Origin of the sequence: Pseudoalteromonas sp. MMG007 (assembly GCF_018100985.1) — a bacterium.
Lineage (GTDB): Bacteria > Pseudomonadota > Gammaproteobacteria > Enterobacterales > Alteromonadaceae > Pseudoalteromonas.
Genome location: NZ_JAGJEI010000001.1, coordinates 746,558 through 760,067 on the forward strand (window position 1 = coordinate 746,558; position 13,510 = coordinate 760,067).

The following is a 13,510-nucleotide window of genomic DNA, read 5'->3' on the forward strand; positions in this document are numbered from 1 at the left end:
AAGCAATGCCTGCTACTTATTTTAACTACAATTTTTTATGAATCTTATACAAGTGGATGCGGACTGTCGCTTCATCTATAAACAATGCTCTGCTTTGGCATTGGAACGCAAACCAGAGTAGAATAAGCTTAACACCTTAGTTTCTTTGCATGTTAATGACGGTAGTGTAGATTGCAGTTAGTTGGCTAACATTTGCTTCATCACTGTCAGTTTGATTTGCTTGCTATGCTCATATTATTCTATCGTTAGACTGCGCCTTGGTACTACATTCCTATTACTGTTAATTTCAATGACGAAGCTTTATTTTTTTGTGTACTTATTGAGCACAATAAAATGTTGTTTTGTTATACTTTGAAAGTTTTGTATTTTAACTTTAATTACAAGGTGTGATCGTTTTCTATATATCAAACCACTTTATTTTGAGAAACCTAATAATCCTACTAAGGTTTGAATGTTTTTCAATTTATTAAAAAAAGTGTGCGTTTATTCACAATATTGTCATATAATGTCCTTCCAGAGGAAAGGTGCCATCACGCATCTTTTTTTATGCCTAAAATTTATATCTTTTTAATATAAATATAGATGCATAACAAATCACACGATATCCTTTGGAGAATATTTTGAAACTACGCACACTCTCACAGTTAAGCCTAGCAATTGTCGCTGCACTATCTGCCTCAGTAAATGCTGAAGAAGCTAAAACAACAGCAAAACAAGACGCGTTTGAAAAAATCGAAGTTACTGCTCGTAAACGCACAGAGAGCTTATTTGAATCTCCAACCGCTATTACATCAATTGGGGCAAACCTTATTGATAAAGCTAATATGAGTAACCTTGAAGATATTGGTAAATATGTTCCAAACTTAAATATCACCCGCTATGGTGTTGGTAATGCAGCACATGCGTCTGTATTTATTCGTGGTATTGGTCTGCAAGATCATATTATCACTACAGATCCTGGTGTAGGCGTTTATTTAGATGGCGTTTATTTAGGTCGTCAAATGGGCTCAAACCTATCACTACCTAATGTTGAGCGTGTTGAGGTTTTACGTGGCCCACAAGGTACGCTATATGGTCGTAACACATTAGGTGGCGCGGTAAATGTAATTACTAAGCAACCGGGCGATGAAGGCATTGTGACTACTTCGGCAAAAATTGGTAGCCGCGGACGTATTGCCGGCGATGTTTATTTTAATAACTCACTAAATGATGAGCTAAGCATGTCGGCTAGTGCATCATACAAAACACGTGATGGTGTTGGTGAAGCTGTTAATTTAGCAAATCCTGAGAAAGAAATTGGTGAGGAAGAAGAATTTAGTGGTCGTGTTGCCCTTAAGTGGCAAGCGAGTAGCGATTTAGCATTTACTTTCTCTTTAGATGGAGTTGATAACGAGTCAGGTCAATCGCCTTACACTATTGAATTAACTGAGCCGCTAGATGCAAACGATGTATTCAATGGTGACTTTCCACTACTTACACAAGACATGATCCCGTCAGACCCTGATGATTTGGGTACTACTGTTGCTGGTATTGAGTCTACATCTTATTCAGGTTGGGGGTCGTCATTTACTGCTGATTGGGCAATTGATGACACATATACAGCTAAGTTTATTTCAAGCTACCGTACTTCTGAATATGAAGGCGGTCTAGATGATGATGCCTCACCACTTAATTTATCTGAGTTCCCAGAAGAGGGCGGAGCTGACCAATACTCGTTTGAAATTCAACTCAATGCTACCTACGATAATATGGATTTTGTATCAGGCCTTTATTTCTTTAATGAAGATGGATTTACGCGTTCAGGCCCATTTGTATTTAGCCCGTTTAATACGCCTAATGGGTTATTAAACGATGGTGTAACTCCTTCGTTTGGTAGTTATGGCGACTTTGAAATTAACCAAGAAACTAATTCATACGCAGTTTATTTTAATACAAGTTACGACTTAACCGATGATTTAAGTATTGGTGGCGGCCTGCGCTACTCAAAAGATGAAAAAGATGCAGACGCTATCTTCCCTACATTTGCAGAGCGCAAATATGTAAGCGCTGAATTTGACGCTGTAACATGGGATGTAAATGCATCTTACCAAATCAGTAATAACATGAATGTGTATGGTCAAATACAAAAAGGTTATCAAACAGGTGGTTTCCCTCCGCGCCCATTCGGTGGACCGGATCAGTTTGTATCATTTGATGAAACTAAAGCGGTTAACTACGAAATGGGCTTAAAAGGGCAAGTACATGAAAATGTATCTATGATGCTAGCGGTATTCGTAACTGACTACACCGACTTAGCATTGCCATTTTCAGATCCTACCGCAGGTGGTGGCTTCGTAACAATTGTAGAAAATGCAGGCCAGTCTAAAGCGCAAGGTATTGAGCTTGAAACAACGGTTGCAATAACAGACGACTTTACCATTCGTAGTGCCGTTGGTTACTTAGACTCTGAAATTACAGACGTCGATGCAGGCGTTCAAGGGATTGGCAAAGGTGATTCACCAGCACTTACACCTCGTTGGACTGTTATGATTGCACCTTCATACTTTATGGATTTAGACAGCGGCGCAACAGTTGCCTTTAACGCTAACTATTCATATCGTAGTGATATGCAAGGACAATCGGTTTACAACGAAAGTGAAACTATAGACTCACGTGAGTTAGTTGGTTTTAATGTATCTTATACGAACCCTTACGGCGACATGGAAGTTACGATATACGGTGAAAACGTATTGAACGAAGTTTACGATGTCGGTCGTTTACAACAATCTGGTTTTGTTGGTGTTATGCGCAGTAATGACCGTAGTGAGTTTGGCTTAAAATTCAAAAAAGATTTTGAGTTATAAGCTAAAATATTTTTAAAAAGTATGTAACTTACGAATACGACTATTTTATTTTGTAATATAGGCCGAATCAGCTTTTGATTCGGCCTTTTTAGTTTGTGTATAGGCTAAATTGTTCGTTACAATAGCGCCTCTTAATTGCAAACGAGTCCTCTGATGAAAATTCTTGCCGATCAAAATATGCCTTTAGTTGAGCAGTACTTTGCAGACTTTGGTGAGGTTAAACGCTTTGATGGCCGCAAATTAACACCAGAACAATTAATTGATGTAGATGTACTACTCACTCGTTCTGTTACAAAAGTAGATACTGCGCTTTTAGCGTGTGCTAATAAGCTGAGCTTTGTTGGTACAGCAACCATTGGTGTAGATCATATAGACACTCATTTACTAAGCGATAAAAATATTGCATTTAGTAGTGCCCCAGGTTGCAATGCTATCGCTGTTGCTGAATATGTAATCAGTAGTTTATATGCTTTAAGTCAAGAAAATGCACAGCCACTTAGCGGTAAAACAATAGGTATTGTAGGCGTTGGTAATATAGGCAGCTGTCTAGCTGATAAACTAAAAGCGCTAAACGTTAATGTTTTACTATGTGATCCAATAAAACATGAGCAAGGCTTACTAAAAGAGCACATAGAACTTGATGAGTTATTGGCTAAAAGCGATGTTGTTACTTTACATGTTCCGCTAATCAAAACTGGTAAACATAAAACGCTTCATTTGATAGATCAAACACGTTTAAAAGCACTTAAACCTGGGTTAATTTTAATTAATGCTTGTAGAGGTGAAGTTATTGATAATCAAGCATTACTAAAAGTAATGGAGCAAGGTGCAGACCTAGATTTAGTGTTAGATGTATGGGAAAACGAACCAGCCATATTAACACCATTGCTTGATCATGTTCGCTATGCCAGTGTGCATATTGCCGGGCACACCCTTGAAGGGAAAGCCCGAGGTACGCAAATGTTATATCAAGCATTATGCGAACTAAAAAATGTTAAGGGCGTTAAATCACTCGATGATTTTCTACCTGAGCCTGTAATTACTCAAGCAACTTTACAACCGAGCTTTGAAGACGAAGACATAGCGCGCTTAGTACACTTAATTTACGATGTTCGCCGCGATGACGGCATTTTACTTCGTCACTTAGCTAAAGATGGGTTTGATAGCCTACGTAAAAACTATCCAGTAAGGCGTGAATTCAGTACGTTAGAAGTGCAAGCAGCACCAGATCTAATGTCAAAGTTGAATCAGCTAGGCTTTACAGCAGCAAACTAATTTAATCTGCGGTGTTGTTTTAACACCGCTAATAGAGGAAAAAATATGTCGCAAAAATATAACGTTGCCGTACTTGGTGCTACTGGTTTAGTAGGCCGTCAGATCATAGAAACACTTGAAGATCGTAAGTTTCCAGTGGATCAACTTTTTTTACTTGCTAGTAGTCGAAGTGCTGGTGAAGACATAAAGTTTCGTGGTGAAACCATAGAAGTACTAGACGTTGAAGGCTTTGACTTTAGCCAAGCACATATTGGTTTATTTTCAGCTGGCGGCAGTGTGTCAGAAAAATATGCACCTATTGCAGCAGAGGCTGGATGTGTCGTTATCGACAACACATCACACTTTAGAAATGACTTTGAAGTACCGCTTATAGTACCTGAGGTAAATGCTTCAAGCTTAGCTGACTTTAGAAACAAAAATATTATAGCCAATCCTAACTGCTCAACCATCCAAATGATGCTGGCACTTAAACCGATATATGATGCTTATGGAATTGACCGAGTAAATGTATCGACATACCAAGCTGTGTCGGGTGCAGGTAAAGAAGCGGTAGATGAACTTGCCAAACAAACAGCCAATTTAATGAATGCTCGCCCTATGGAAAACGAAATATTCCCAAAACAAATAGCATTTAACGTCATTCCACAAATAGATAGTTTTGAAGATAACGGCTATACCCGCGAAGAAATGAAAATGGTTAACGAAACACATAAAATTTTAGGTGATACGACTATTGCAGTTAATCCTACATGTGTGCGAGTACCTGTATTTTTCGGTCATTCTGAGTCTATTAACATAGAAACACGCATGCCTTACGATTTTGAGCACGTAAAGCAATTATTAAACGATGCACCTGGTGTTGAGCTAATCGATGATGAAGGTGATTACCCAACTGCAGTATCTGATGCAAGCGGCAACGATACAGTTTATATTGGGCGATTACGCGCCGATATTTCACATCCCCATGGTTTAAATATGTGGGTTGTAAGTGATAACACTCGCAAAGGCGCAGCAACTAATAGCGTTCAGATTGCAGAAGAGTTAATTGCAAATTATCTATAAAAATGAGTAATTAATAAAGAGGTTAATATAAGCGGCAGACTTTTATAGTTTGCCGCTTTTGTTTTTAGGATGCCAAAATATTGCCGCTTTAGTTTGTTAATAAACTAAACACCTTGATCTTTCTGATTAAAATAGAATTACGAAAAAAGTTTTAAGGTATTTATTTTCAAAGCGTTGCAATGGATATTAGGCCGCAACTGGTTTATAGTTTGTAACTGGAATAGAGCTTGCAACAAAAATAGATTGTAATAATAAATTAGAATCAACCATTTGGTTGGTAACGGCAAGAATAATCAGTGTTTACGTAGTTACAAAGATAGATAGTTACGTAGCATTATATATTAAAGGATCAGCATGCGCGGTTTAGCTTCACTTATTATATTAGCGTCTGCATTGGTAGTAACTCCGCTTTACTCTCAAGACAGTACCCAATTAAAGGGGCCAAAAGGCGCTGACTATGGTGCGCAAGGGCGATCAATTGGGCCAATAAAACCAACCGATACTCTTTGGCGTATTGCCGCAAAAGTACGCCCCGATAACTCAGTTAGTATTTATCAAGTTATGCAAGCCTTGTATAACAAAAATCCAAACTCCTTTTTAGAACAAAACCTTAACCACATGCAAAGTGGTGCTTTTTTAAAAATACCTACTTTAGCTGAGATCAGAAGTGTCGACCCACAACTTGCCAAACAACGTTCTGAGCAAGATGATGGTTTATGGGAAAAGAAAAAAAATGGCACGCTTACGCAAAGCGAAATCACGTCAGCACAAACAAAAGTTACACAAGCTCGTAAAATAGACGTAGATGATGCTAAAAAAGAGATTCAAAAAGAATTAAACGAAATAAAAACAGAGCAAAGCACTAAATTAGTGGCTTTACAAGAGCAATTTAAAAACTCTGTAAGCAACGTTGAAGAGATTTTAGTTGAAAATAATCAGCTCAAAAAGCAATTGTCAGGAATTTCAAAAGAGCTTGAAAATGTCCGATTACAGTTAGGGCAAGACAGCGAGATCCAAAAGCAATTAAAAGAACTTATTGTTAAACAAAATGAGATCATTGCACAACAAAAAGAAAAAGTAATAAAACCAGAAGAGTCATTTGATTTTAATTCGTTATTTTCAAACCCAATAGTGCTCGGCTTATTAATGTTTATTCCAGGGTTACTGATCATTTTTGCTGTGATGATGTTTTTACGAAAACGTGCTGGAACCCAAGAAGAAACTCAAAACGATGATGATTTTTTACCGCAAACACCGGCTTATACTGACGACGAAGATATCACCGCAAGCTTAGATGATGATCCAATAGTACCAGACCCACTAGATGATTTAAGTGTGCAGCTTGATGATCTCGACAATGGCATGTTGCCTGACGACGATCTAGATGATGGTAGTTTAGATGATTTTTCTGAAGGGGAAAATTTACTCGATCAAGACGAATTAGAAAGCTTGTTAAGTGATGATATTGTTTTTGATGATGAAAATACAAGTGACGATGACCTAGATATTTTTATGCAGCAAGGGTTTGACCAAAGCTCAGACAATAGTATAAAAGATATTGATTTAGATTTAACAGATGAACCTGTAAATAATGATGAGATTTTAACAAACGATGATTTAGATAGTTTATTTGACGACGACGATAGCTTACCGGAGTTTGATGAAGAGGCAAAAAGTGAAGCATTAGAAGATGATAGCTTAGATTCTCATGATGAAATGGCTGCATTGAGTGAAGAGTTAGCTGGTGAGGATGATTTTGATATTGATGATTTACTTGATCAAACATCAAATAGCCTAGATGGCGAGAATAAGGCTTTTGATGGACCTCAAGCAAATGACGACTTTGATTTAGACGATATAGATAGCCTAATTGATGAAGCAAACGAGCCTGAAAGTACTGATGAGGATTCATTAGGAGAGGATTTACTTGAAGAAGACGAGTTACTAGAAGCAAATGATGATTTTGATTTAGACGATATAGACAGCCTAATCGATGAAGCAAACGAGTCTACAAATACCGATGAAGATTCATTAGACGCGGATTTACCTGAAAAAAATAAGCTACATGAAGAAAGTGAGTCATTAGAGATAAACAATGATTTTGATTTAGACGATATAGATGACCTAATTGATGAAGCAAACGAGCCTACAAGTACTGATGAGGATTCATTAGACAAAGATTTACTTGAAGAAAATAAGTCATTAGATATAAGCGATGATTTTGATTTAGACGATATAGACAGCCTAATTGATGAAGCAAACGAGCCTACAAGTATCGATGGAGGTTCAGTAGACGAGGATTTACCTGAAGAAAATGAGCTACTTGAAGAAGGTGAGTCATTAGACACAAGCGATAATTTTGATTTAGACGATATAGATAGCCTAATCGATGAAGCAAACGGGCCTACAAGTACTGATAATGATTTACTAGACGGCGATTTACTTGAAGAGAATGAGCTACTTGAAGAAGGTGACTCACTAGACACAAGTGATGATTTTGACTTAGACGATATAGACAGTCTCATAGATAATCAATTAGACGAGCAAGGTTCAAGAGATTCTAAAATTGATAGTGCGTTAGCAGATTCTGCAGAGGATTTAGCTGATGCCCAAGAAGAGTTAGATATTGATGATATTGAATCTTTAGCTTCTACATTAAACGAAGAGCCAGAACTTGAAGAAGAGCCTGAGCTTTTAGAAGAAGCGGAGCTTGAAGAAGAGCCTGAACTTTTAGAAGAACCAGAACTTGAAGAAGAGCCTGAGCTTATAGAAGAACCGGAGCTTATAGAAGAGCCTGAACTTGAAGAAGAGCTAGAGCTTTTAGAAGAGCCTGAACTTTTAGAAGAACCAGAACTTAAAGAAGAACCGGAGCTTATAGAAGAGCCGGAACTTGAAGAAGAGCCTGAGCTTTTAGAAGAGCCTGAACTTGAAGAAGAGCCTGGGCTTTTAGAAGAGCCTGAACTTGAAGAAGAGCCTGAATTTTTAGAAGAACCAGAACTTGAAGAAGAACCGGAGCTTATAGAAGAACCGGAACTTAAAGAAACAGAACATGTAGAAGAACCGGAGCTTGAAGAAGAGCTAGAGCTTTTAGAAGAGCCTGAACTTTTAGAAGAACCAGAACTTGAAGAAGAACCGGAGCTTATAGAAGAGCCTGAACTTGAAGAAGAGCTAGAGCTTTTAGAAGAGCCTGAGCTTTTAGAAGAACCAGAACTTTTAGAAGAACCAGAACTTGAAGAAGAGCCTGAGCTTATAGAAGAACCGGAACTTGAAGAAGAGCCTGAGCTTTTAGAAGAACCAGAACTTAAAGAAGAACCGGAGCTTATAGAAGAGCCGGAACTTGAAGAAGAGCCTGAGCTTATAGAAGAGCCTGAGCCTTTAGAAGAACCAGAACTTGAAGAAGAACCAGAACTTGAAGAAGAGTCTGAATCTGCGGATGATTTTACTGATACATCACCATCACTTTTAGATCCAGAGGATGCGCTTGAAGAATACACAGACGATACACTAAAAAGCGTCGATGAACTTTTAAATGAGTTACAACAAGCAACAGATGATGATTACGTAGAAACGCCGGATTGGTCTTTAGACGAGCTTGATGATGACTTGGAAGAGATTGAAGTCGACCTAGGTGACGATCCACTTGCGGCTGATGAAGCTGATCTGACGCAAGATGATGAAAGCCAGGAAGATGAATTAGTAACTCCTAGTGAAGAGCTTGATGAATACCCTGAACTAGAATTGGATGATTCACAACCTATCGAAGACGAACCTTCGTTTGTTCCTGAGGAGCTACAAGGAGATTCTTTGGACGGCGATGCTAAAGGCATGTCGCCAAGTCAGGCTGAACAAGACTTAGCTAGTTCATTAATTGGTGACGTTGACCTAGATAGCCTAGAAGATGATTTTGATGATGAGCTTTTAATAGATAATGATTTTACTGAGTTAGCCTCTGATAATGAGCAAGCATTTGATGTTGATACAAAAGAGCAGGAAGATTTATTAAACGATGAATTACATCAAAGCGAATTAGAAAATGAAAGTATTGATAGCTCACTTGAAGATATAGGATTACCTGAACAACCAGATTCAGAGAGCGCTCACTCATCTTTAGAAAATGAGGAATCAAATAATTCTGAACTGCTAGATGATGTTGACACAACTAAATATACACCATTGTCGGCAAGCCAAACTGAGCAAGATTTAGCAAATGCGCTTTCTAAAGATGTTGATTTAGATTCTTTAGATGACGACTTTGATGATGAACTATTAATTGAAAACGACTTCTCTGATTTTGACGACGATTTAGAGTCTTTAAATGAGTTAGAGCTTGATAGCGAAGCTTTAGCTGAATCTGATAACCCAGAAATTACAGATGAGCTGCATGCTGAACCAGAAAATTCAGATGATGTTCTAACACAAGAAACAGACGATAGTTTACTCGAACAAGCCTTTACTGATGAGTTAACACAGCAAACAAATGCAGAGCGAGAAGCTCAATTAACGCAAACGGATAGCACTGATGGAAACAGTGTTATATCAGATGATGAACTCGATGAAGAGTTTATGGCTGATTTAACGCAAACTGACTTTGATTCATTACTAAATGAATTAGTACAGCCAGAAGAGCTAAATGTTGATGATAGCAGTGATTTTGATGTTGATTTTAATAGCTTATTAAGTGAAGACTTAGGCGAAACTTCAAGCGAGGATAAACCTCAAAACGCGCATAGTAATGAAGTAGATACCTCCGTTGAGGATGCTTTCGTTGATATAGACTCGTTGCTTGAACAAAGTGATGATGCTGAACTTGAGCACGAACCCTATAACGATGTAAATATGGATGTAGGCTTAAGTGAGTTTGACGCACTGTTAGCCGGTGATAATCCAACGGATGTGGATGCAGAAAGCGGTGGGTACTCTGCCAAGCTAGACCTTGCTCGTGCATACATTGAAATTGACGACTTTGACTCTGCATTAAACGTGATTGAAGAGGTTATCGACAAAGGTCCTGAGGATGTCCAAGAAGAAGCACTTAGTTTAAAAGCAAAACTAAAGTAGTTTTTTAGACGCTATAAAAGCCGCAATAAGGAATTTATTGCGGTTTTTTTGTAGGTATTTATTGGATCACAACACACTGGCTTTTATTGCATCGCGAGATAGCATAAAATGCCCCGCTCATTAGTACAGTAGGTAAAGCAGTAATTATGCGAGTAGCACTTGGAGTTGAATACAATGGCGCACGTTACAGTGGCTGGCAGCGTCAATCACATGTAAATAGTGTACAACAAGAAGTTGAAAAGGCGTTGTCGCGTATTTGTAATCATCCTGTAGAAGTTACCTGTGCAGGGCGCACAGATGCTGGCGTTCATGGAACAGGTCAAGTAATACATTTTGATACTGATGCTCAGCGCGATATGGTTGCATTTACTTTAGGCATGAATACGTTAATGCCTAAAGATATCGCTATTCGCTTTGCTCAGCCAGTTTCTGATGACTTTCATGCTCGCTTTAGTGCAACCGCTCGTCGTTATCGTTATGTTATTTATAATTATCCGTTTCGTGGAGCTGTATTAAACGAAGGTGTTACACACTTTCATCATCATTTAGATGAAACTAAAATGCAGCAAGCTTGCCAGCATTTAATAGGTGAGCACGACTTTACCTCTTTTAGAGCGTTGCATTGCCAAGCAAATACGGCAACACGTACCATTCATCACTTATCGGTACAGCGCCAAGGTGATTACGTTATTATAGATATAAAAGCGAATGCTTTTTTACATCATATGGTGCGTAATATTACTGGTTGCCTTATGGATATTGGTTTGCACAAGCATGAGCCTGTATGGCTAAAAGAGCTTTTAGATGTTAAAGAGCGAGCAAAAGCCAGCGCCACTGCAAAAGCCGCAGGTTTATATTTAGTTGATGTTGACTACCCTGAACAATTTAATGTACCTAAAACGCCATTAGGGCCTTTATTTTTGCCTGATGTTGATATTTAATCAGCATCGGCTTTTAGCTATTTACTAAGTAGCAGCAACTACTAAGACCAGTTTTTTATACCGTGTTAGTGTAATTCATGTTTTAATTGAAAAAATTTGTCTGTGAGTTATTACTTGCAGGCTCGCGACACAGAACAGCATTAAGAGAGTTGCAAATGAGTTGGCTAGAAAAAATCTTACCAAAAACGACAAAATCATCAGGTCGTAAAGAAATCCCAGAAGGTGTTTGGGCTAAATGTACATCATGTGACTCAATTTTATATAAAGCTGAGTTAGAAAAGTCATTAAATGTATGTCCTAAATGTGCTCACCACATGCGTGTAAGTGGCCGTAAGCGCCTTGAAAGCTTTTTAGATGAAGCTGATCGTGTTGAGCTTGGTACACAACATGAACCTAAAGATATACTCAAGTTTAAAGATTCTAAAAAGTACTCAGACCGTATTAGCGCAGCTCAAAAAGCAAGTGGTGAAAAAGACGCACTAGTTGCCATGAAAGGGCGCTTAAAAGGCGTACCTATAGCCGCTGTAGCCTTTGAATTTTCGTTCATGGGTGGCTCTATGGCATCTGTGGTAGGTGCACGCTTTGTAGACGCTGTAGATGAATGTTTAGAGCATAACATGCCGCTTATTTGTTTTTCGGCCTCAGGTGGAGCACGTATGCAAGAAGCGCTAATGTCGCTTATGCAAATGGCTAAAACAAGTGCCGCGCTTGCTAAAATGAGCGAAAAAGGTTTACCGTTTATTTCTGTAATGACTGACCCGACTATGGGCGGCGTATCAGCATCGTTAGCAATGCTAGGCGACATTAACGTTGCAGAGCCAAAGGCTTTAATTGGTTTTGCGGGCCCTCGTGTTATTGAGCAAACTGTTCGTGAAACGCTACCAGAGGGTTTCCAGCGTAGTGAATTTTTACTAGAACACGGTGCAATTGATATGATTATCGACCGCCGTGAAATGCGCGATACCTTAGCGCGTATTTTAGCTAAATTTATGAACTTGCCTTCTACTGAACAAGAGCATAGAGTAGCGTAAATTTCAGCTTTACTGATTACACGCTATGACAAAAACAATCCCTAGCCAATCATCAAGCCTTGATGATTGGCTTTGTTATTTAGAAAGTGTTCATCCGGCCAATATAGAAATGGGCCTTGAACGCGTCGCAAGTGTTGCCAATAACATTGGTCTTTTAAACTCCCCTAGCAAAATTATTTTAATTGCAGGCACAAATGGCAAAGGCACAACAGCGCGTTGTTTAGAGTCTTTATTACTTGCTCAAGGCTTTTCTGTTGGCACATACGCCTCACCTCACTTAATACGCTATAACGAACGAGTTCGCATAAATGCTCAAGAACTTGATGATCAATATCATGTAGATGCATTTCATTTGTTAGAACAAGGGCGTAAAGACACACAGCTTACTTATTTTGAATATGGCACTTTAGGTGCTCTTGCTATATTTAAACGCTGCCAAGTTGATTATGTGTTGCTTGAAGTCGGTTTAGGTGGACGTTACGACGCAACAAATATAGTGACACCATTTGCCAGCGTTATCACTACAATAGATTTAGACCATAAAGAATACTTAGGCGATACCCGAGAGCTAGTCGCTTACGATAAAGCAGGTATCTTTCGTGAAAACACGCCCGCAATTATAGGTGATTTAAATATACCTCACACCATGACCGATTACGGCGATGAAATTAATGCCAATATGGTTGTATCGGGCAGTGATTTTATTTTTAAAGAACATACACACAGTTTTACCTGGCAGTATAAAGAGTCTGATTTAGAGTTAGATAAACCTGCAATTCCAAGTCAAAATGCGGCAACTGCTTTAACAACGTTAAGTGTTTTAAACCTACTACCCACAGAGCAAGTAATTAAGCAGTGCTTAGCTAACTTAGTTGTTGAAGGTCGTTTTCAACAACTAAATGAAGTGCCTTTGGTTTTTACTGATGTGGCTCATAATCCGGAATCTGCTCGTTATTTAGCTAATAAGTTATCAAGCTACGTAGATAAAGGCTTTAAAATTCATGCATTAGCCGCTATGCTTGCTGATAAAGATAAAGCAGGTGTACTTAAAGAAGTAAGCCATTTAGTTACTCAGTGGTCGGTAGCGAGTTTGGGAGGACCGCGCGGAGATAGCGCAGAAAACTTAAATAACGCACTTCAAAGTATCTCTGTGGCTAATAACATACACAGTTACGGTAGCGTTGCAGAAGCCCTAAATGAAATTTTACCAAAACAAAAAAACGACACTGTTTTGATTGTATTTGGTTCTTTTTTTACAGTCGCTGGCGCTATTAATTACTTTAAAAAATAGAGAGGGTAT

At 38.6% G+C, this 13,510-nt stretch carries 7 protein-coding genes; all 7 read left to right on the forward strand.

Annotated features, from left to right (window positions below; all coding sequences use genetic code 11):
* Positions 1–620: 620 nt before the first annotated feature.
* Complete coding sequence (locus J8L71_RS03585) at positions 621–2,843, forward strand: TonB-dependent receptor (RefSeq protein WP_210999295.1); 2,223 nt, start codon at positions 621–623, stop codon at positions 2,841–2,843.
* A gap of 153 nt (positions 2,844–2,996) precedes the next feature.
* Positions 2,997–4,118 (forward strand): 4-phosphoerythronate dehydrogenase, encoded by a 1,122-nt coding sequence (locus tag J8L71_RS03590; protein WP_210999296.1) that lies wholly within the window; start codon positions 2,997–2,999, stop codon positions 4,116–4,118.
* Positions 4,119–4,163: 45 nt separating this feature from the next.
* Positions 4,164–5,180, forward strand: a complete 1,017-nt coding sequence (locus J8L71_RS03595; RefSeq protein WP_104643041.1) for an aspartate-semialdehyde dehydrogenase — start codon at positions 4,164–4,166, stop codon at positions 5,178–5,180.
* A gap of 354 nt (positions 5,181–5,534) precedes the next feature.
* Positions 5,535–10,238 (forward strand): FimV/HubP family polar landmark protein, encoded by a 4,704-nt coding sequence (locus J8L71_RS03600; protein ID WP_210999297.1) that lies wholly within the window; start codon positions 5,535–5,537, stop codon positions 10,236–10,238.
* A 146-nt stretch (positions 10,239–10,384) separates the two neighbouring features.
* The gene (truA, locus tag J8L71_RS03605) at positions 10,385–11,179 is read left to right on the forward strand and encodes a tRNA pseudouridine(38-40) synthase TruA (RefSeq protein ID WP_210999298.1); all 795 of its coding nucleotides are present in this window, start codon (positions 10,385–10,387) and stop codon (positions 11,177–11,179) included.
* Positions 11,180–11,334: 155 nt separating this feature from the next.
* On the forward strand, positions 11,335–12,210 hold the full coding sequence (gene accD, locus J8L71_RS03610) for an acetyl-CoA carboxylase, carboxyltransferase subunit beta (RefSeq protein WP_058548423.1): 876 nt from the start codon (positions 11,335–11,337) through the stop codon (positions 12,208–12,210).
* Positions 12,211–12,235: 25 nt separating this feature from the next.
* Complete coding sequence (gene folC / locus J8L71_RS03615; protein ID WP_210999299.1) at positions 12,236–13,501, forward strand: bifunctional tetrahydrofolate synthase/dihydrofolate synthase; 1,266 nt, start codon at positions 12,236–12,238, stop codon at positions 13,499–13,501.
* Positions 13,502–13,510 lie beyond the last annotated feature (9 nt).